This is a genomic window from Arthrobacter sp. Y3221114 (genome assembly GCF_059092625.1).
This window is the reverse complement of the sequence record NZ_JBNHHW010000004.1, coordinates 100,532-120,177: the sequence shown is the minus strand read 5'-3', so window position 1 is coordinate 120,177 and position 19,646 is coordinate 100,532. Positions and strand designations below refer to the sequence as shown.

The 19,646-nt window shown below is 68.7% G+C and carries 16 protein-coding genes; 5 read left to right on the top strand and 11 right to left on the bottom strand.

The genetic code is table 11. From position 1 onward, the window contains the following. Positions 1-119: 119 nt before the first annotated feature. Positions 120-2,267, bottom strand: a complete 2,148-nt coding sequence (locus AC5RV3_RS10160) for an amylo-alpha-1,6-glucosidase (protein WP_494122341.1) — start codon at positions 2,265-2,267, stop codon at positions 120-122. A gap of 373 nt (positions 2,268-2,640) precedes the next feature. On the opposite strand from AC5RV3_RS10160, the gene AC5RV3_RS10155 reads away from it, so the two are divergent. The 3 genes from AC5RV3_RS10155 to AC5RV3_RS10145 all read left to right on the top strand — a co-directional run bounded on the left by AC5RV3_RS10155 (position 2,641) and on the right by AC5RV3_RS10145 (position 3,693). After that, positions 2,641-2,994: a DMT family transporter gene (locus tag AC5RV3_RS10155; RefSeq protein ID WP_493988780.1), complete on the top strand. Its 354-nt coding sequence runs from the start codon at positions 2,641-2,643 to the stop codon at positions 2,992-2,994. Continuing rightward, entirely contained in the window at positions 2,991-3,311 is a 321-nt protein-coding gene (locus AC5RV3_RS10150; RefSeq protein ID WP_494111849.1) for a DMT family transporter, read from the top strand. Before AC5RV3_RS10155 ends, AC5RV3_RS10150 begins: the two co-directional genes overlap by 4 nt. 73 nt (positions 3,312-3,384) lie before the next feature. Continuing rightward, positions 3,385-3,693 carry a hypothetical protein gene (locus tag AC5RV3_RS10145; protein WP_494122014.1) on the top strand — a complete coding sequence of 103 codons (309 nt, stop codon included), beginning with the start codon at positions 3,385-3,387 and terminating at the stop codon, positions 3,691-3,693. 22 nt (positions 3,694-3,715) lie between these two features. Here the strand turns inward: AC5RV3_RS10145 and AC5RV3_RS10140 are convergent, their stop codons facing one another. Beyond that, on the bottom strand, positions 3,716-4,570 hold the full coding sequence (locus tag AC5RV3_RS10140) for a TspO-related membrane protein (RefSeq protein WP_494122013.1): 855 nt from the start codon (positions 4,568-4,570) through the stop codon (positions 3,716-3,718). A 26-nt stretch (positions 4,571-4,596) separates the two neighbouring features. Then, positions 4,597-5,268: a DedA family protein gene (locus AC5RV3_RS10135; RefSeq protein ID WP_494122012.1), complete on the bottom strand. Its 672-nt coding sequence runs from the start codon at positions 5,266-5,268 to the stop codon at positions 4,597-4,599. Positions 5,269-5,314: 46 nt separating this feature from the next. Between AC5RV3_RS10135 and AC5RV3_RS10130 the strand changes: the two genes are divergently transcribed. Beyond that, positions 5,315-5,836: an O-acetyl-ADP-ribose deacetylase gene (locus tag AC5RV3_RS10130; RefSeq protein ID WP_494111853.1), complete on the top strand. Its 522-nt coding sequence runs from the start codon at positions 5,315-5,317 to the stop codon at positions 5,834-5,836. Here AC5RV3_RS10130 and AC5RV3_RS10125 read toward each other — a convergent pair. The 4 genes from AC5RV3_RS10125 to AC5RV3_RS10110 all read right to left on the bottom strand — a co-directional run bounded on the left by AC5RV3_RS10125 (position 5,833) and on the right by AC5RV3_RS10110 (position 9,942). Then, positions 5,833-6,681, bottom strand: coding sequence for an FRG domain-containing protein (locus tag AC5RV3_RS10125; protein ID WP_494122011.1), 849 nt, complete (start codon positions 6,679-6,681; stop codon positions 5,833-5,835). The two genes, AC5RV3_RS10130 and AC5RV3_RS10125, sit on opposite strands and share 4 nt — an antisense overlap. Beyond that, positions 6,681-7,424, bottom strand: a complete 744-nt coding sequence (locus AC5RV3_RS10120) for an MBL fold metallo-hydrolase (RefSeq protein ID WP_494122010.1) — start codon at positions 7,422-7,424, stop codon at positions 6,681-6,683. The genes AC5RV3_RS10125 and AC5RV3_RS10120 overlap by 1 nt, the downstream gene beginning before the upstream one ends. Positions 7,425-7,485: 61 nt before the next feature. Next, positions 7,486-8,367: a manganese catalase gene (locus tag AC5RV3_RS10115; protein WP_493988788.1), complete on the bottom strand. Its 882-nt coding sequence runs from the start codon at positions 8,365-8,367 to the stop codon at positions 7,486-7,488. 549 nt (positions 8,368-8,916) lie between these two features. Beyond that, positions 8,917-9,942 carry an SDR family NAD(P)-dependent oxidoreductase gene (locus AC5RV3_RS10110; protein ID WP_494122009.1) on the bottom strand — a complete coding sequence of 342 codons (1,026 nt, stop codon included), beginning with the start codon at positions 9,940-9,942 and terminating at the stop codon, positions 8,917-8,919. 315 nt (positions 9,943-10,257) lie between these two features. On the opposite strand from AC5RV3_RS10110, the gene AC5RV3_RS10105 reads away from it, so the two are divergent. Continuing rightward, a complete protein-coding gene (locus tag AC5RV3_RS10105) occupies positions 10,258-10,725 on the top strand; it encodes a DUF4383 domain-containing protein (protein ID WP_493976964.1) in 468 nt (155 codons plus the stop codon). 51 nt (positions 10,726-10,776) lie between these two features. On the opposite strand, the gene AC5RV3_RS10100 is transcribed toward AC5RV3_RS10105, so the two are convergent. From AC5RV3_RS10100 to AC5RV3_RS10085, 4 genes are all read right to left on the bottom strand, one after another. Continuing rightward, positions 10,777-11,715, bottom strand: coding sequence for a pseudouridine synthase (locus tag AC5RV3_RS10100; protein WP_494122340.1), 939 nt, complete (start codon positions 11,713-11,715; stop codon positions 10,777-10,779). Positions 11,716-11,760: 45 nt separating this feature from the next. After that, the gene (locus AC5RV3_RS10095) at positions 11,761-13,713 is read right to left on the bottom strand and encodes a DUF6541 family protein (protein ID WP_494122008.1); all 1,953 of its coding nucleotides are present in this window, start codon (positions 13,711-13,713) and stop codon (positions 11,761-11,763) included. Between the two features lie 171 nt (positions 13,714-13,884). Then, a complete protein-coding gene (locus tag AC5RV3_RS10090; protein ID WP_494122007.1) occupies positions 13,885-14,673 on the bottom strand; it encodes an Fpg/Nei family DNA glycosylase in 789 nt (262 codons plus the stop codon). Continuing rightward, entirely contained in the window at positions 14,666-19,603 is a 4,938-nt protein-coding gene (locus AC5RV3_RS10085) for an Lhr family helicase (RefSeq protein WP_494122006.1), read from the bottom strand. The genes AC5RV3_RS10090 and AC5RV3_RS10085 overlap by 8 nt, the downstream gene beginning before the upstream one ends. Positions 19,604-19,646 lie beyond the last annotated feature (43 nt).

Genomic DNA, 19,646 nt, shown 5'->3' with positions numbered 1-19,646 from the left:
GCGTACGACAGGGCAGCGCGGGTTGGCGAGGAGCATCTGCGACGCCTGCGGACCTGCCCAGCGGCGGCCGGTCAGCAGCCGCGGGCGGCGCGGCCGCCAGAGCCGGCGACGAAGGCAGCTCATCTGTCGCCTGCGGAGCTTTCCGACCCTTCGGACTCCCGGCCGCCGAGCACCAGCAGCTCCGCCAGCGGCGACCGCGCGCCGTGACGCACCCTAACACCGGGAGCCAGACCCTCCACCGTGAAGGTTTGCCCTGTGGCGGCCAGGGACACCCGGGATTTGCCGAGCAGCAGGTTGTCCGCCCGGAACGAGCCGAAGTCTTCCGGAATCTCAGGAGCGAGCCACAGCTCGTCCGCCGGCAGATACGGGTCCAGGCGCAGGAGCATGCGCATCAGGTGGACCGGCGAGGCGGCGGCCCAGGCCTGCGGAGAACAGGACGTGGGGTAGGGCACCGGCACGTCGTATTCATCCCGGTCGAAACCGCAGAACAGTTCGGGCAGCCGTCCGCCGAAGCGGGCGGCCGCATCAAAGAGCCCGCCGGCCACCTTGCGGGCCTCCTCGACAAACCCGTAGCGCATCAGCCCGCTGGCGACCAGGGTGCTGTCATGGGGCCACACGGAGCCGTTGTGGTAGCTGACCGGGTTGTAGGCGCCCATGTCCGATGCCAGCGTCCGGATCCCCCAGCCCGTGAACATCTCGGGGGACATGAGCCGGGCGGCCACCTGCGGTGCCTTGTCGTCATCGACGATCCCTGACCACAGACAGTGCCCCATGTTGGAAGCGCAGGCGTCCACCGGCCGCTTCTTCCCGTCCAGTGCAACGGCGTAGTACCCCAGGTCGGGGAGCCAAAAGCGCTCGTTAAACTCCTCTTTCAGCCTTTCCGCGCGGCGCCCCCACTCGGCGGCCAGGTCCTGATCACCGGCCGCTGCGGCCAGCAGACCGCGGCCAATGTAGGCGCTGTACACATACCCCTGCACCTCGCACAGGGCGATCGGCGGCTCGGCCATCCTGCCGTCGGCGAAGTTGATGCCGTCCCAGGAATCTTTCCATCCCTGGTTGAGCAGGCCGTGGGGAACGGCACGGTCGTATTCCACAAAACCGTCACCGTCCCGGTCCCCGAAGTCCCGGATCCAGTCCAGCGCCCGGTCCGCGTGCGGCAGCAGCGACTGCAGGATGTCCTGCTCCATCCCCCAGCGGTTCAGCTCGGACATCAGGATGACGAAGAGGGGAGTCGCGTCCGCCGTCCCGTAGTACGCGGCGTGGTCGCCGAGAACCACTCCGGCCGCCACGCCCAGGCGCACCTCGTGGAGAATCCGTCCGGGCTCCTCCTCGGTGTCGGGATTGATTTTGCTACCCTGCCGCGCGGCGAGCGTCTGCAGCGTCCCGCGTGCCAGTGAGGGGTCGACGGGCAGCGCCATGTAGGCGGATAGCAGCGAGTCCCGGCCGAAGAGCGCCATGAACCATGGGGCTCCGGCGGCAACCACGGCGCGTCCCGGATGGGCGGGGTCGAAGATCCGCAGCGCACCGAGATCCTCGTGGCTTCGCCGGAGCACCGCCTCGATGGCGGTATTGGCAATGTCCAGCTGCGGCGTCGATTCCCCCCAGGCCCGGTGGCGGCGTGCCGCTTCAAGGTCGGCGACCGAGCCGGTGGCGGCGAACGGCTCCGCGGGCCGGTCCTGTTCCACCAGCGGGGTGACGACGACGCTCGTGGACCACTTCCCGCGCGCCGGGATGATTGCCTCGAAGTGGAGCACATCCTCGTTCACAGCTGCGCCGCGCCCGTGCACGAGGATGCCGCGCCGTCGGCCGCGGCGAACGGCTTCGAGCTGCAGCTCATCACCGTGGACCTGCCTGACCAGCTGCGCCGCAGGCGCCACCCGCCCGCCTTTCACGTCAAAGAGGTCGGCAAAATCGGCCTCCACCCGCAGCTCCAGGACGCACTTCGCCGGCAGGGCCGAGTGATTGGTCACCACAAGGTCCTCGCGCAGGCCGGCCCCTACCAGCCGTTCGCGTTCCACCACCAGTTGGGAGTCGGCGAGCCCGTCCGCGCGGCGGGCCCGCCCGACGAAGAGCGCACGGTACGGCTCCAAAACGCGGGAAAGAAGGGGCTCGAGAGGAAGCGCGTTGACGGTCAGGCACCAGCCGGACAAAATCCGGGTGTCCTGGTAAAAGGCGCCTTGTGTCAGGCCGGGATACATGTCGCCGCCGGCCGAGGAGATACAGAAGGACGAACCTTCCACCACCGTTACCGCGCCGCCGGAAGCCATCGGCCCGGCCGCGGTATCGGCATTCCAGCCACTGCTGGACTGCGCCTGGTCCGGCGAGGCGCTTTCTTGTTCGGGGGATGCAGGGGTGATCGATTGCTTTTTCACAGTTGACCCTCTTGAACTGCGCACAGCGGAACCCTGGTGCTGAAACCGGCTGCTGAAGAGGCTGCTCCCGGCAGCCCGCCTCCAGCGGTTTCTCTTTATTTGATGTTCTGCCGGATTAGTACGTCAAGATGGCGGCTCCAGGATTCCCGTTCCCCGTGCCTTTTGGCCACATGACCCGGACCGCGTGCGTCACATTTCCCCCGCCGATCCTTGCTCCGAGCGTGCAATGGCCCGAGGAACCTGCTGTGCTGGTGGGGGAGGTCGATGGATGAAGAACTGGTTGCTCCTCGCGGGCGCGATTGTGTGTGAGGTGGTGGCGTCCCTGTCATTGAAGGCAGCCTTGGAAGCGCCGGCGATGTACGCGGTGGTGGTCGTCGGCTACGTAACGTCGTTCGCGCTCCTCGCCGCCGTCCTGCGCGCGGGAGTGCCCGTCGGGGTCGCCTACGGGATCTGGGGCGCGCTCGGCGTCGCCCTCACGGCTGTCCTGGCGGCAGTCCTGTACCAGGAACCGCTGACGACCATGATGGTTGCCGGCATGGCGCTCGCCGTGGCCGGAGTGGTGCTCGTGCAATGGGGAGGGCACCGGGCCGCGGTGCGCCGGGCAGAGCAGGCGCGTACGTGACGGCCTGGATCTTCCTCGCCATCGCGATCGTTGTAGAGGTAGCCGCGACCCTCTCGCTGCGGGCCAGCATCGACGGGCACAAAGCGTGGCTGGTGGCCGTGGTATCCGGCTACCTCGTCGCCTTTACCTGCCTGTCCTTCGCCCTCCGGCACGGGCTGGGAATCGGAATTGCCTACGGCATCTGGACCGCCTGCGGCGTTGCCCTGACGGCGGTGGCCGGCAAGTTCCTCTTCGACGAACCGCTCACCAAGCTGATGGCGGCCGGAATCGTGTGCATCGGCGCCGGCGTGCTTTTGATCGAACTGGGTTCGCCGTGACGCCTGTCCGCCACACGGAAGACGTGCCGCTGACCGCCGGTTCGGCAGGCCCGGACGCAGCTAAAGTTGAGGGATGCCGTCCTTCCGCGCCCAGTTGAACATCACCGGACTGCGGCCGGGTCACCGTCCGGAAACGGTGATGGAGGCCGCAACGGCAGCCGTTGGTTCCGCCCACGTGGTGGAAGCAAACCAGCTGGATGTGGTGGCCGGCGTCCCGCGGATCACCGTCCGCTTCACGGTGGACGCCAACGCTTACGCCGTGGAGAACCGCCAGGCCTTGCAGGCGGGAGCCAACATGCGCCACGCGGTTGAAGAAGTCGCCAGCACCACCGGACTGGCCGTACTGCGCCGCTCACGCGGCAAGTGGGGCCCGATCCGCTAACGGAAACCTCCGCCGCGCCGGGTCAGTCCAGCGGTTGGCCCCGGCGGATCGCGAGGCGCTCGGCATGCCCCACCTGGAACCGGCGGGACATGCCGCACACGAGCACGAAGAACAGGCCGGAGCCGGCCGCCATGGCCACGGGCGCGGACGGCGAATCGCCCAGGAAACGGTCGTAGAGCAGCCAGCCCAGGCCCCAGCAGACTGCCAATACCACCGCCATCCGACCGCGGCCGGTCATGGCCGCCACAGCCGCCGCAAAGGACACCGCCGCCACCGCCAGCACGGCCCAGGCCTCGGCGCCCCAGCCGAACAAATCGGCGCCGCGACCGGTCAGCCAGCCCGCGGCGTTGACCGCCGCTGCCAGCAGTGTCCAGCCGGTGAACAGGCCGATCGGAGCATCCACCAGGAGGGCTTCCGCCGGTTCACGGGCGGGATGGCGCGTCAGTCCGTAGACCGCCAGGCCAAGGGATGCCAGCACCAGCAGGGTAAAAATCAGCGTCAGCCCCGTGTGTCCGGCCTGCCCGGCCACGACGCCGGCCGCGTTCAGCAGCATCGCCGCCGCGACCGGCCACCCGGTGGAGCGCTGCCGCGCGGACTCGCGCACTGCCGGCCACCACTGGAAGATCGTGTAGCCAAAGAGGCCCAGGTAGATCAGCGACCAGATCTCGGCTGCCCGGGCATCGAGCGACAGCAGGGTCACGTCGGGGTAGAGCGAGCCGCCGGCCGCATCATGGGCCGGAGTGCCGCCGAGCAGGCCCACGCTGCTGAAGCCTGCCAGCAGGCAAATTACCAAAGCGGCGGTCACCGCACACTGGCGTGCCAGATCGGTGGCCAGCACGGAACGGAGCTGCCGGGCCGGAGGCAGTGCCGCATTCATCAAGGGTTCCAGGACAGGCGCAGGTTTCACTCTGCTCCCAGATCGGCGGCGGGGGACGCGGCGGGGCGCGGGACAACGGTGTCGGCAGCGCCCCCGGCAGCGCCCCCGGCAGGCCGGTAGGTCCGCCGGCGGAGGCCGATGACCGCCGCGGTCACCGAAGCCACCAGGACGCCCACCCCTGTCCCGATCAGGATGTTGACCCAGAACGGGAAGGCGGACACGCTGCCCGCGACATAGCCCAGCCCGATCATCCATGCGGCCCACAGCACCGAGCCGGCGGCCGACGCGAGCAGGAACGGCTTGAACGGTACGTCGGCCAGTCCGGAGGCCGCCACCGCCGCCGTGCGGCCGCCCGGAATGAAACGGGCTGCCACCACCGCGGCATAGGTGGAGGACTCGCCCGCTTTACTCAGCGCCATCGTCACGCCCCGGTCAATCATCCGGCCCCAGCTGTAACGGTTAAGCCAGGCGTTGACGCCCCGCTGGAAGAGCAGGAAGAGCAGGAGGTCGCCCAGCCAACTGCCCAGCACCGCGGCCAGCACCACCAGCGGCAGGATCAGCTCGCCGTTGGCCAGCAGGGTGCCGCCGCCGATCACCATCACTTCCGACGGAGATGCCGGCATCGCGGCATCGAGAATAACCAGCAGCAGCGTCATGGGGTAGTACACCCACTGCAGCGGCCCCTCGGGAATCTCCATTCGCCCAATCTATCGGGAATTCAGGCCCGGTGGCAGACTGGAAAAGATGGAAATACGCATCCTTGAAGGGGACATCACCCAGCGCCAGGTGGACGCCATAGTGAACGCCGCAAACTCCAGCCTGCTGGGCGGCGGGGGAGTGGACGGGGCCATCCACGCAGCCGCGGGACCGCAGCTGCTGGAAGCCTGCCGCCGGCTGCGCGCCACCGAACTGCCGGACGGGCTGCCGCCGGGCCACGCGGCGGCCACCGAGGGCTACTTCCTGCCCGCCAAGTGGGTGATCCATACCGTGGGGCCCAACCGCCGCGCCGGCCAGACCGATCCGGAGACGCTGGCCAGCTGCTTCCGGGAATCCCTCCGCGTGGCCGATGAACTGCGGGCCGAAACGCTGGCGTTCCCGGCGATCGGTGCCGGCGTCTATGGCTGGGATGCGGAGACGGTCGCCCGGCGCGGCATCGGCGAGGTTCTAAAGTACGACGGCGGCGGGATCCGGGTGGTCGAATTTGTCCTGTTCTCTGCCGGGCTGGCCGAGACCTTCCGCAGCGTCCACGCGGAACTGGGCGCTTAGCCTTTATCGCGAAGGCCGTAGTAGCGGCGCAGCCACAGCGAAAGACCGTCCAGGCCCGGGAAGAGCACCCGTTCATTGACGTTCGCCTGGTCGAGGTGGTCCCGGATGCGCCACTTGAGCGTTGCCGGAATGATGACCTTGCGGTAGATGCCGGGGTGGCGCTCCAGCCATTCGTCCAGGCCCGCCGATGAATCCGACATGGTGGAAAAGATGGCCGCCTGGTTCACGATCCGCTCGTCCAGCGACGGCGGTTCGAAGAACAAGGGCACGCTTCGCCCGTCCGCGTCCGTGAAACGGTCGAACTCATCCAGGGTGAAGGCCGCCCGGGAGAGGACGTCGGTGGTGAACAGGCCGCCGCCCAATGACTCGACGGCGGCGCGCAGTTCCTCGGGCAGCGTGCGGTGGGCCGCCGCATAGTCGACGCACCAGATGGCGCCGTCCTCGTCATATCTGCTGGTGTCCCGGGTGGCGAAGTGCAACGCCACATAGGGCGAATGCGACCAGTCCAGCAGGCGGGTCGGCAGGCCATGATGCTGGGCCACGCTGAGCCAATTCCAGTCCGAGTCCCCGGGCGAGGTGTCCCGGTGGGCGTACTTGCGGAAGTTGCGCAGGATATGCCGTTCCACGGCGGTTTCGGACTCCCCGCGCAGCCGGACCAGCCCGGTGGAAAGCTTCCGGGCGGCGGAGGTGTGGCCGCGGTAGGCAACTGTCGGCCTGAACTTCCCCTGGGAGGACTGCCAGCGGCTCTCGGTCAAGGCGGCGATCAGGCCAAACAGGTCGTCGCCGTCCGCGTGGACGACGGACTCCTGTCCGCCTCCCGCAGGCGCAGGGCCGGTTGCGGCCATCAGGAGGGTCCGCGTTCGATGGCCTGCTGCACCGCGGAAGCAATGCCGCCCGCGAACGGCTCCCCGTGGCCGGGCAGGGCGATTCGTGCATCCGTCTGTGCCAGGGCCTGGAGCGACTGCAGCGCTTGCCGGGTGTCGGCGGTGGCCGCGGCAGATACTATGTGCGGGCCGCGGGTGCCGGTATAAGGATCGAGCGTGACCAGTGCGTCGCCGGTGATCAAGGCTCCGCGCTCCGGGAAGTGCAAGGCACAGTGCCCGGCGGTATGCCCGGGAGTCGGCACGATTGTTGGTGAGCCGGGCAGCGTTGCGGCTGCACCGTCGTCGAGCGTCCGCAGGTCCTTGACCCCCTTGACCATGAGCGCGCCGGCGGCGGTCATGCGGCTCAGGATCGGGATGCACCGGGGATATTTGACCGGGTAGAGCAGGCGGCTTTTCTCGTGCTTGTACCGGTACGGGTGGGCGGCGATGTAGTAGTCGCCCGGATGGCAGTACACCGGGACGTCGAGGTCGTGCTGCAGCCGGGCGGCGAACCCCACGTGGTCGAAATGGGCGTGCGTCAGCACCAGGGAACTGATGTCGCGGGGCGAACGGCCCAGCTCCCGGATGGCTGCCACGGTCATCTTCCACATCGCCGGCAGTCCGGCGTCGACCAGCATGATCCCATCGCCGTCCTCGACGATGTAAAGGTTCACATCGGCATGGGCGACGCGGTGGATGTTTTCGGCGACGTTGCGCTGGAACATGTTTTCCTTTCGCAGAGTGAGGATCCCCGCGGCGTAGCGGCCGCGGGGATCCGTGGCCTTGCTATTCCTTGCGGAGCTTGTCCTGTACTGCTCCGGCCGTCTTTTCAACCAGGTTAGGAACCTCGGTGGTCCCGTAAAAGCGGGTGTCCGGGTGGGTCGGCTTGGGCATCGGGGCGCTGGTGGTGGCCGAGTCGTGGTAGGTGAACTCGCCCTTGCCGTCGGGGGAAGGTCCGCTGGCCCAGGAGCCTTCCGCCGCTGCGGCGCCGTCGGAGAAGTTCTGGTACTGGTAGGCCACGTCCCGGTTCTCTTTCGACAGCGGGAAGTTGCTCGGCACCGGCAGGGTCTCGGAGCCCTCCTCCTGGAGTTCGCGAGCCGCGGCGATCCACTGGTTCTGGTGCATGGTGTCCCGGGCGAGGAGGAAGGAAAGCAGGTCGCGAACGCCGTGGTCGTCGGTCATGTGGTAGAGGCGGGCCACCTGCAGCCGGCCCTGCATCTCGGCGTTGGCATTGGACGTGAAATCCGCGAGCAAGTTGCCGCTGGCGGTGATGTAGCTTCCGGACCAGGGGTTTCCGTTGCTGTCCACCGGCCGGGCGCCCGCGCCCGCGACGATGGCGTGCTGGACGTCCGTCCCGCCCACGACGGCGGCGATCGTCGGATCCGACTGGACCGCTTCGTCGGTGATGCCCAGCGGGGATTTTTCCAGCAGCTGCGCGATCATCTTGGCCAGCATTTCCACGTGGCCGAACTCCTCCGCGGCGATGCCGAAAAGCAGGTCCTTGTACTTGCCCGGGATGTGGATGTTCCAGGCCTGGAAGCTGTACTGCAGGGCGACCGTGATTTCACCGTACTGCCCGCCCAGGACCTCCTGCAGTTTCCTGGCGTAGACGGCGTCCGGCTGGTTTGGTTCGGCCTTGTACTGGAGCTCTTGTTTATGGAAGAACATGTGCGGTGACCTCCGCGAGAAGGGCCCGCCGTCGATACTGCCAACTCATCGGTCTGGGTTGGCCCACGTGCGGGCCGGATGCCTTCCACGCTAGGCACGCGGGATTTAATAAGCAACCTTACTGACCGGCCTTGGGGCGTCCCGACTCTGATTGGGAACAATGCTCCGGAAGCAGGCGGGTTGCGACGCCCAGGCATGGTTTTCCAGTGTCCCGTGCGGCACAATTGCCCCAGATCCACTGCCCAGGATCACCCCGACGGCGAAAGGTATCCCCTATGCGCCCGGCAGGTCTGGCCATCGCCCACGGCGCCTTTAATGCGGCCTTCGGGATGTGGCCGCTGCTGCACTACCGCAGCTTCGAAGCAGTCACAGGGCCGAAAGCGGAGCCCTGGCTGGTCAAGACCGTGGGCGGCCTGATGGTGGCGGCGGGGCACGCACAGATCAGGGGCGCACGGACTGCCGGCGGCGTCGCCGCTGCCCGGCGGATCGGCATGGGCTCGGCTGCCACCTTTGCAGCCGTCGACGTGTTCACCGCGGTGCCCGGGCGCATCAGCAGGATCTATCTTTTCGACGCCGTGGTCGAAGTCGGTTGGCTCGCTGCTTGGGCGCTTTCCGGGCGCTCCGGTAACCGGCCACCGCCAGCCCGGCCAGTCCTCCGGCCATCACTCGGGCACTTCCCGAACGCCATTTCCCGCTAACCCTGTTCGACGGCGGATCCGGGGCGAAAACCGTCCCTGCCGACGGTGCTACGCCTTTGCCCCGAAGCGCCAAGGTGTCCATGAGTGGTCCCGACACGCGGTCGTGCAGGCCCGGGAACCAGCGCTGGAACGGAATGAACACATGCTGGAACCGGCCGACCACCACCTGGCGACGGGGCTTGAAGGCCATCCGGGTGATGACCCGGGCCACCCGGTAGGGGCTGACGACCGGCGGGAGGGGGTGGACGCTGCGCCCGGTGTAGTTGGCCGCATGCTGGAAGATGGGCGTGTCCACGGTCGCCGGTAGCACGGTGCACACGTGGATGTCCTTCTCGCCCAACAGCTCCTGCCGCAGCGCGTTGGCCAGCCCCAGCAGCCCCGACTTGCTGGCCACGTACGCGGACACGTAGGGGGTGCTGATTTTGGAGTAGACCGAGCCGACGAGGATCAGGACTCCGTGCCGCTGCCGGCGGAATTGCGGCAGCACGGCCCGGATGCTGGCTGCCTGGCCCAGCAGATTCGTCTCGACCATCTTCCTGAAGACGTCGGCCGGCGTTTGTTCGAACGTCCCGTAGCCATAAACGGAGGCCGCTCCGATCCACACGTCGATCCGCCCGAACCGGTCCAGCGCAGCCTGGATTAGCCTCTCGGGGCCGCCCTCATCAGTGATGTCGGTGGGCACCGCGATCGCCTGTGCCCCCACCCGTGCGCAGTCAGCTGCCACTTCGTCCAGGCTGGAAGCGCTGCGCGCAGCGAGCACCAGGGACGCTCCGCGCTTGGCCAGGCTTCGGGCCGTGGCCCTGCCGATTCCGCTGGAGGCTCCGGTGATCACGGTGACCGGGCCGGTGGCCCGGCCGCGGGGCGATTGTTCTGCCAAGGGTCCTCCTCAACTGGTCCTCCATCGGAGGTGGCATCAGCGTAGACCGCGGCATCTGGTCTGGCTAGGAGCCGAAGCATGCAACCGGCGGCCGCTTGGCCTTTCAGGCGCCCGGCCGGGCCGGAACCGTTGGCCGGCAATGAGCTGCCGGACGTGGCCGAATCGCCCGCCGGAGCCAAGACGGTCCTAATTCGGCTGAAGCCTGGCCGCGGGGGTTAACTAGTAAGCAAGCTTATTGTAGAGTGATTTGATCAGGGTCCATATCGAACGGCGCCGAGGCACGCACCTGCCGAGGCGTCAGATGGGAAGATCGCCATGGCACGAGAAGGCAACATCCAGGCCCGAAGCACCGCAAGGGCTCCGATCCAGACGGCGGCGCTTGTTTTTGGTGCCATTCTTGTTTTGGTGGGAATCCTGGGATTCATCCCTGGCGTCACCTCGAACTATGGCCAAATGGCATTCGCCGGCCATCAGTCCGAAGCAATGCTGCTGGGTGTGTTCCAGGTCTCGATTCTGCACAACTTCGTCCATCTGTTGTATGGCATCGCAGGTATCGTCTTGGCCCGAAGTGTTCCGACTGCCCGGAACTACTTCATCTGGGGCGGCGCTATCTATCTGGTCATCTGGCTGTACGGCCTGTTCATCGACCAGGAGAGCGCAGCCAACTTCGTGCCGGTGAACACGGCCGCCAACTGGCTCCATCTGGTTCTGGGCGTGGTCATGATTGCCCTGGGCCTGCTGCTCGACCGTCGGCGGGACACCAGCGCGCGCGGAACAGCCTAGGCTGCGCCTGATGGCGCCCTAGGCCGTGGCCCACTAGGCCCGCGTGGACGCTCAGGCGCCGCTGGCGTAACTCGCGCCGGCGGCGCTTGGCGCTGCCCACTCGGACAGTTCCAGTTGACTGCGGTACTCCACCGGGCGCCCGCTGATCGGGTCGGTGAAAGAGATGCCGCGGGCCAGCAACTGCAGGGGACGCTCGAAGTCGTCAGGAGCCTGGTCCAGCAGCACCGGGTAGAACGGGTCGTGCAGGATCCCGATACCCAACGACGCCAGGTGCACGCGCAGCTGGTGGGTCTTCCCGGTGTGCGGTTCCAGTTTGTAGCGGCCCAACCTTCCGCGCTGTTCCAGCAGCTGTATCCGGGTCTCCGCGTTGGGTTCTCCATCGACGACCTCGGCCAGCAGGTAGGTGCGGGACTTAACCATGCGGTTCCGCACCGTATGCGGGAACTGCAGCCGCGGATCCACCGGGGCTACGGCCTCGTACTCTTTGTGCACCTGGCGCTTTTCGAACAGCACCTGGTATCGGCCCCGGCTCGCCGGGTTGGTGGAGAACAGCAGGACACCGGCAGTGAGCCGGTCCAGCCGGTGCATGGGAATCAGATCCGGAAGGTCTAGCCGGCGGCGGAGCCGGACCAGCGCTGACTCCTGGATGTAGGTGCCGCCGGGGGTGGTGGGAAGGAAATGGGGCTTGTCCACCACCAGGATGTTCTCGTCCTGGTGGAGAATGCTGATCTCGACTGGCAACCGCTTCTCACGGGGCAAGGTCCGGTAGTACCAGATGAAAGTGTGGGCATCGAGCGGCGTGGTCCGGTCAAGCACCGCTCCGCCTTCGCCGACGATCTCGCCGCGGTCGAACCGGTCCCTGATGCCGTCCGGATCCACATGGCCCCACCGATGCAGCATGTAGTCCAGCGCCGTGTCCCAGGGTCCCTCCCCGGGCAGGCGCAGGCGGGTGGCGTTGACGCCGTCGCGCACCGGTAGCGGGGATTCCATCACCCATCAAGGGTACCGGTTGACCGCCACCCGGAACCGCAACCCTCAGGGGCAGCCGGTGACCTGGTAGAGCTTTGCCTCACCCTCGGAGTCCACCAGCTCGAATCCGTTGGCCTCGGTCAGCTCCTGCAGGCCCGGCACCGAGGTTGTCTCGCCGGGATGCACCGAGCGGTTTCCGAAGTCCAGCACGAACTGCACGTTCTGCGCCTCGACGGCCGCGCAGACCGCCGGATCCGTCCGCATCTCGTCCAGCTTGTCCATGATGAGCTTGCCATCCACCCGCGGCGAAGTGGTCCCCGACGGGACCAGCGCGGGACGTCCCGTGTAGGCGTAGGACAGCGAGGCTCCGGTCAGCGGGTCGCCGGCGATCACCGCGTCTTCCGGAACGCGGTCAGGAATCCGCTTGATCAGCGTCAGCTCGTCTGTGGTGAGCAAGTGGGAGCTGTCCGTAAAACGGTACTTGGCGGCGGCTTCGGAAATGCCCCGCTGCACAGCAAACAGCGGTACCACCGCCAGGATGACGACCACCAGCACAGCGGTGGCGGCCGGCCGGAACCACGCCGGCTGCTTCTTCTCGCGGCGGGCCAGCGAGGCGCGGAAGAAGGACCGCGCAGTCCCGGCCAGCGCGACGCCGCCGATGGCCGCGATCAGCAGTCCGGCCACCGGAAGCATGGCGCTGATACGGAAGAAGTCGTTGTACCAGATGCCGGTCACCCACCAGCGCAGGCCGGGCATCTGGTGCCAGTTGCCGATCACGTAGAGGGCGGCGGCAACAGCGTACATTGCCAGCGCAAAGCGGTTTTTGCGCAGATTGAAGACGACCGCGGCGCCCACGATTGTCAGGACCGTCGGCAGGATGGCGATGGGGCGCTCGAGCGGCGAATGCAGCACCACATCGCCCAGGGCCGCGGCGGCGTTGCCCAGGTTGTCCCAGTTGGTGCTGCTGCTGCGGGCGGGCCGGAGCGAAATCCAGAGCCCGACCAGCACCACCAGGTAGGCGGCGGTGCCCGCCAAGGCGCGCCGCCGCCGTCGTTGTTCTCCGGAGCGCAGTGCCGGGTGGGCGGCCGCGAAGACCGGCGGCACCGAGAGCGCGAGTAGTCCCATGATGGTGGCGGGATGGGACAACGCCATGCCAGGCAACAGCCCGATCAGCAGCAGCACGTTGCCTTCCGTTGACACTCGCGTGTGAACGCCCACCCGGAGCAGTTGAAGCACCACCCCCAGGGCGGCCGGAAGCATGGCGATGGAGAGCATGAAGGGATAGACGACGCCGAACTCCAGCAGCAGGTAAGGGAAGCTGCTGTAGGCGAGCGAGAGTACGGCGGCGACCAGCAGCGGCATAGTTCGTTCACCGGTGATGCGGCTGACCAGGAACAGGCAGCCGCTGCTCCAGATGCCGGTGATCAGCACCAGGTTGGTGATGTTGATGGCGGCCGCGGGCTGCAGCCCGGCGGTGATCATCACCAGGGAGACCACATCGTGCCAGCCCGCGGGGTAGAAGGTGCCCCGGTCCGTGGTGCCCAGGTAGCCCAGCGTCAGCGAGGAGGCGTTGCCCGAGTCGGAAATGTAGCGCAGCGCGTTGAGGTGGAAGATGTTGTCGTGCGACTGCGCGATGTTGTCCGGTGCGCCGAAGATCCAGATCATGGCTGCCGCCAGCGGCACCGCCGACACGGCCCAGGCCGGCACGACCGACCGCCAGGGCGCCGGAAGGTCCGGTGCTTCCGGATCGCGGTGCAGGCGGTGTCCAACGCTGCGGCGGAGCAGCCAGAGTATGACGGACACCAGCACGGTCACGGCCAGCAGTTGGGGCCAGGCCCAATCCAGCCCGAGCAGGCGGCCAAGCTCGGCGGCGACCACGATGGCGGTGACGCCGAACGGGCCGGCCAGTGCGACCAGGGATAACCGGCGCAGGCCAAGCACTGCGCCCCAGAGCAGGCCGGGTCCGAAGACGAGGACGATGGCCAGCAGCGCGGCCGGAATCGTCTGCAGCCAGCTCATGGGCCCCCTTCGTCGGTTATCGTCACCATATTACGGTTTGTGCTGCCCGACCGCCGTCGCGGCAGGCCTGCGAGGACCTGGCGGGCAGGTCGCGAGGACCCCTGACCCGGCCGCCAAGAGGTCATGTCGGGCCGAGTCCTCGGGGGCGGGGCTGCGGTGGCGAAGAGTCGGTCAGGGAGTCAGCGGCTGGCAGTGCGGGCAGAAGTAGACGTCACGGAGATCCGCGGCCGTGTTGCCCTGGAGGTCGTGGGCAATAGGCGTGCCGCAACGCGCGCAGGGGCGGCGCGCCCGGCCGTAGACCCAGAGCGAACCGCCCCGGGCGGGGGCGCCCGTGGTGCTGCGCATGCCGCGGTCCTTGTTGGCCTCCAGCAGCTGCTTGGCCTTCTGCACCATGCCGGGCAGATCCGGCACCTGGGCCACCGGGGTCGACGGGTGCACCCGGGCGAGGAAGCAGACCTCGCAGCGGTAGATGTTGCCGATCCCGGCGAGGTTGCGCTGGTCGAGCAGCGCCAGTCCGATCGGGCGGTCGGGCTCTTGCCGCAGCCGCCGCAGCGCTTCGGCCGCGTCCCAGTCGGGCCCGAGCAGGTCCGGACCGAGATGCCCCACCAGCGTGTCCTCGTCGGCCCGCGGCACCACGTCCAGCGCCGCCAGCAAGAAGCCGACGGCCGTCGTCGCCGTGGTGGTCAGGACGAGGCGGGCCTGGAAGGCGGGCTTGCGCCAGCGCTCGCCGGGTTGGTAGATCTGCCAGCTGCCGTCCATGCCCAAATGAGAGTGCACGGTCAGCGCGCCCACCCGCATCAGCAGGTGTTTGCCGCGTGACCGGACGTCGTCAATCGTCTGCCCGGACAGGTCCAGGGTGGCGTAGCGTGGCACCCGGAAATCGCTGCGGGTCAGCTGCCGCCCGGCCAGCGCGCCGTGCAAGCGCCGGGCCGCCCGCCAGACGTTGTCGCCCTCAGGCACGGAACCTCAGCCCGCGCGGGGTGGAATAGAAACCGGCGTCCATCAGTGCGCGGGCCAGCGGCGTGTCCAGGATGGTGGAGCCGTTGACTTTTTCGACGGCCATCTTGTCCGCGGCACCGCGACGGATCACCTGCACCAGGGCCCGGGCGCACAACGCCAGCGCCTCCTCGTCCTGGGTGAAGGCCAGCAGCGTCTTGCCGCCGCGTTCCGCGTAAAGGGCAAGTTCTCCGTCCACCAGGATCACCAGCGCCCCCGCCTTGCGGCCGGGCCGGTGGCCGGAGTCCTGCGGCGGCCACGGCAGGGCGGCACCATACGGATTGGCCGGATCGGTCGCCGCCAGCGCCACGGCCGCCGGCGGCTGCTCACCGAGCTGCGCGTCGCGGCTGAAGGAACGCAGCCGGTCAACGGTGGGGGAGACCGCGAACTGGGCCGCCCCGAGGTGTTCGATGAAGTAGCCGCGGCGGCAGCGGCCGGTTTCCTCCAGTTTGCCCAGCACCTTGTACATCAGGCCGAAGCCGCCCGGGACCGACTCGGCGGCCACCGAGCCGCGGGTGACCACGCCGTAGCGGTCCAACAGCAGTTCGGCGGTGGCATGTGCGCGCACGGTGGGATCGGCCTCCGGGGCAGGCAGCAGCGACCAGCGCCCCGCAACGGTCGGGGGCGCGCTGCGCGGCTGGCCGGGACCCTTGCCGGCACCCGCCCCGGCGCCGGGTTGCAGCCCGGTCCCGTGCAGTCCGTGCAGGCGTCCGATCCGTCCCAGCCGCGCCGACCGTGCCCGCGGCGGCGCATTGCGCTGCCGGTGCGCGGTTGTCCCGCCGGCCAGCAGCGAACGCACCGGGGCGAACGTGTCATTGGTGATCCGTCCGGCCCAGAGCAGGTCCCACAGCGCGCTGCTGACGGCGTTGTCACCCGGTTGGGTGCCGTTGGCCGCGAGCAGGTCGGTGAGCTGCCGGAAGAAGTAGGCGCCGCCGTAGCCCCCGGTTCCGGAGAGCGCGTTGAGGATTTCGTATTGCAGCACGCTGGGTTCGAAATCCGGCTGGGGATTCAGCGTCAGGTGCGCGGCGTCGGCCAGATGCAGGCTGATCCAGCCGTCGTTGCCGGGCATCGACCCGGCGCCGGCGATCAGGACTTCGCCCGTGGCGGTCAGCTCGTCCAGCATGGCGGGGGCGTAGTCGCTCACGCGCGAGGCCAGGATGAGCGGCTCCCAAGCCGACGCCGGGATGGGTACCCCGGACAGCTGGTCCACCACCGTGACCACGCCGTCCAGTCCGCGCAGCTTCGCTCCGACGTTCTGCCAGGTCGGCAGGAACCGGCCATAGGTGGCGGGATCAACCGGTTCGACTTCCTTGCGCAGGGCGGCCAATGACCGACGGCGGATCTTGCGCAGCACCTCGACGTCGCACCATTCGGTCTGGCGCTGATCCGCCGGGATCGGAGAAGCCACCTCGGTCGTACCCTGGGCGCCGCCCTCTGGAGCAGCCGGTGCGCCGCCGGGGCGGAACTCGCCTTCGACCACCCGGCCGTCTTTGAGCAACCGCTGCAGCGCGGTATGCACCACGGCGGTGCCCAGGCCCAGCCGCCGGGCGCATTCGGCGGCGGTGAAGGGGCCATGGGTTCGGGCATAGCGGCTGACCAGGTCGCCGAGCGGGTCGGCCACCGGCTCGATGAACGCCAGCGGCACGCCCACGGGCAGCGGCACGCCGAGTGCGTCGCGGAGCCGGGCTGCGTCTTCCACCGCCGCCCAGTGCTCGGCGCCGGCGACGCCCACCTTCAGGGTGCGGTTGGCCCTCGCCAGTTCGGCGATCAAGGGTTCGACGTCGGCGATCGCAACGGGCGCGCCGGCCGCGGGGACCGATCCGTTTGCCGATTCGTCCGTCGAACCGGTCACCGGTCCGGTCACCGGTTTGTTCCCCGGTCCGTTCACCGGTCCATTCACCGGTTCGGCGGGCAGGACACGGGCGGCGATCTCCGCCGTCGTCAGCAGTCCCAGCAGGCGCAGCAAGTCGGCGATGCCCTCCGCGCCGCGCACCTTGCGGTCCTCGGTCAGCCGCTGCAGCTCCTGCTCGGTCCGTTCGATGATCCCTTCGTCCAGCAGTTCGCGCAGCTCGGCCCGGCCCAGCAGGTCGTTGAGCAGGCCCGGGTCCAGCGACAGCGCCGCGGCCCGGCGCTCGGCCAGCGGGGAGTCGCCTTCGTACAGGAAGCTAGCCACGTAGCCGAAGAGCAGCGAGCGGGCGAACGGCGACGGCTGCTGGGTGGTGGTCTCCACCAGGCGCAGCTCGCGGCGGTCAATCCCGGCGGCAATCTCCTTGAGCGCGGGCAGGTCGTAGACATCCTGGAGGCATTCGCGCACCGTCTCGAGGATGATCGGGAAGGTGGGGTACTTGCGTGCCACGTCCAGCAACTGGGCGGAGCGCTGGCGCTGCTGCCAGAGCGGGCTGCGCTTGCCCGGGTTCTTGCGCGGCAGGAGCAGGGCGCGGGCGGCACATTCCCGGAAGCGGGAGGCGAAGAGCGCGGAACCGCCCACCTCCGCGGTGACGATCTGGTCCAGTTCCTCGGGATCGAAGAGGAACAGTTCGGCGCCGGGAGGCTCGTCCTCCATCATCGGCACCCGCAGCACAATTCCGTCGTCGGCGGCCATGGCGGAACCGTCCAGCCCGTACCGCTGATGCAGCCGGGCACCGACGGCCAGCGCCCAGGGTGCGTGGACGGGCATGCCGAACGGGCTGTGCAGCACCACGCGCCAGTCGCCGAGCTCGTCGTGGAAGCGCTCCACCACCAGGGTGCGGTCGCTGGGAACATCGTTGGTGGCCTGCTGCTGCTCGGCCAGGTAGGCCAGCAGGTTCCCCGCAGCCCAGTCATCCAGCCCGGCGGCGGCCAGCCGCTCGCGGGCCGGCTGCTCGGCGGTGCCGGACAGTTCCCGGACGAAGCGGCCCAGCGCCCGCCCGAGTTCCACCGGCCTGCCCAGTGAATCGCCCTTCCAGAACGGCAGCTTGCCCGGCTGCCCGAAGGCGGGGGAGACCAGCACGCGGTCGTAGGTGATGTCTTCGATCCGCCAGCTGGTGGCGCCCAGCGCGAAGACGTCGCCCACGCGGGACTCGTAGACCATCTCTTCGTCCAGCTCGCCCACCCGGCGGCCGCCGCGGTTCTTCGCGTCCTCGGAGCCCACCAGGTAGACGCCGAACAGCCCGCGGTCCGGGATGGTCCCGCCGGAGGTCACGGCGAGCCGCTGCGCGCCGGGCCTGCCGGTGATGGTCCCGGCGATCCGGTCCCAGACGATCCGCGGGCGCAACTCGGCGAATTCGTCGCTCGGGTAGCGCCCGGCCAGCAGGTCCAGGGTGGCCTCGTAAGCGGAGCGCGGCAGCGTGGCGAAGGGCGCGGATCTGCGCACGACGTCGAACCATTCCTCCACGTCGACGGCGCCGAGGGCGGTGGCGGCCACGGTCTGCTGGGCGAGGATGTCCAGAGGATTGGTCGGGATGTACAGGGGCTCAATCCGGCCGGCGAGCATCCGCTCGACCGTCACCGTGGTGTTGACCAGATCCTGCCGGTGCTTGGGAAACAGCACGCCCTGCGAGACCTCGCCGACCTGGTGCCCGGCACGGCCCACCCGCTGCAGGCCGCTGGCCACGGACTGCGGGGATTCCACCTGCACCACCAGGTCCACGGCACCCATGTCGATGCCGAGCTCCAGGCTCGACGTCGCGACCACGCAGCGCAAACGCCCGGACTTGAGGTCGTCTTCAATCTGGGCGCGGGCCTCCTTGCTGACCGAGCCGTGGTGGGCACGGGCGAGGACGGCATCCGCGCCGGACACCGAACCGGCCTGGGCCATGATCTGGGCCGGCGGCTTGGTTTGGGTGCGGGAGCCGGAACCCGAAGCGGGACCGTTTTCCGCAGGGTCGTCATTGGCAGCGGGGCCCCAGACGTCTTCGCCGGGCAGCGGGACGGACTCGCGTTCCGTCCAGATCTCGTTGAACCGGGCGGTGAGCCGTTCGGCCAGGCGGCGGGAGTTGGCGAAGACGATGGTGGACCGGTTCTCGGCGATCAGGTCCACGATCTTCTCTTCGACGTGCGGCCAGATGGAGGCGGGCTGCGCGCCGGGCCCCAATTCCTCCTGGCTCGGCGAGGCCAGCGCGGTCATGTCCTCCACCGGCACGGTGACCGTCAGGTCCCACGACTTCCGGGCGGGCGGGGCGACGACCTCCACCGGGGAGTTGCCGCCCAGGAACCGGGCCACGGTATCCAGCGGCTCGACCGTCGCGGACAGGCCGATCCGCTGGGCGGGCCGCTGCAGCAGGGCGTCCAGCCGTTCCAGGGTGACCGCCAGGTGTGCACCACGCTTGGTACCGGCCACGGCGTGCACTTCATCGATGATTACGGTGTCCACCGACGCCAGGGTCTCCCGCGCCCTGGAGGTCAGCATCAGGAACAGCGATTCCGGCGTCGTGATCAGGATGTCCGGCGGGTGGGTGAGCAGCCGGCGCCGTTCATTGGCCGGGGTGTCTCCGGAACGGACGCCGACGGTGATGGACGGGGCTGGCAGGTCGAGCCGTTTGGCGGTCTGCGTGATGCCGATCAGCGGCGCGCGCAGGTTCCGCTCCACGTCCACACCCAGCGCCTTCAGCGGCGAGATGTACAGTACCCGGGTGCCGCGGGACTCCTCGCGGGGGGCTCGTCCCCGCTTGGGGGCCGCTTCCGGAACAGCGACGGGAAGTTCAGGCTGCGTCTGGGCCCTGGAGATGAACGTGTCCAGCGCCCAGAGGAAGGCGGCCAAGGTCTTGCCGGAACCGGTGGGCGCCACCACCAGGGCGTGGGAGCCGGCGGAAATGGCGTTCCACGCCCCGGCCTGCGCGTTGGTGGGCGCGGCGAAGGCACCGGCGAACCACTCGCGGGTGGCCGGACTGAAGCGTTCGAGCACAGACGTCGTCATACCGATGTCATGAGCCTAGCGGCCGGCACCGACGGTGTGCAGT

Coding starts and splice junctions, on each gene's coding strand:
- AC5RV3_RS10160 (WP_494122341.1), bottom strand. CDS start 2,267: ATGGCTTCCGGCGGCGCGGTAACGGTGGTGGAAGGTTCGTCCTTCTGT.
- AC5RV3_RS10155 (WP_493988780.1), top strand. CDS start 2,641: ATGAAGAACTGGTTGCTCCTCGCGGGCGCGATTGTGTGTGAGGTGGTG.
- AC5RV3_RS10145 (WP_494122014.1), top strand. CDS start 3,385: ATGCCGTCCTTCCGCGCCCAGTTGAACATCACCGGACTGCGGCCGGGT.
- AC5RV3_RS10140 (WP_494122013.1), bottom strand. CDS start 4,570: ATGAATGCGGCACTGCCTCCGGCCCGGCAGCTCCGTTCCGTGCTGGCC.
- AC5RV3_RS10135 (WP_494122012.1), bottom strand. CDS start 5,268: ATGGAGATTCCCGAGGGGCCGCTGCAGTGGGTGTACTACCCCATGACG.
- AC5RV3_RS10130 (WP_494111853.1), top strand. CDS start 5,315: ATGGAAATACGCATCCTTGAAGGGGACATCACCCAGCGCCAGGTGGAC.
- AC5RV3_RS10125 (WP_494122011.1), bottom strand. CDS start 6,681: ATGGCCGCAACCGGCCCTGCGCCTGCGGGAGGCGGACAGGAGTCCGTC.
- AC5RV3_RS10120 (WP_494122010.1), bottom strand. CDS start 7,424: ATGTTCCAGCGCAACGTCGCCGAAAACATCCACCGCGTCGCCCATGCC.
- AC5RV3_RS10115 (WP_493988788.1), bottom strand. CDS start 8,367: ATGTTCTTCCATAAACAAGAGCTCCAGTACAAGGCCGAACCAAACCAG.
- AC5RV3_RS10105 (WP_493976964.1), top strand. CDS start 10,258: ATGGCACGAGAAGGCAACATCCAGGCCCGAAGCACCGCAAGGGCTCCG.
- AC5RV3_RS10100 (WP_494122340.1), bottom strand. CDS start 11,715: ATGGAATCCCCGCTACCGGTGCGCGACGGCGTCAACGCCACCCGCCTG.
- AC5RV3_RS10095 (WP_494122008.1), bottom strand. CDS start 13,713: ATGAGCTGGCTGCAGACGATTCCGGCCGCGCTGCTGGCCATCGTCCTC.
- AC5RV3_RS10085 (WP_494122006.1), bottom strand. CDS start 19,603: ATGACGACGTCTGTGCTCGAACGCTTCAGTCCGGCCACCCGCGAGTGG.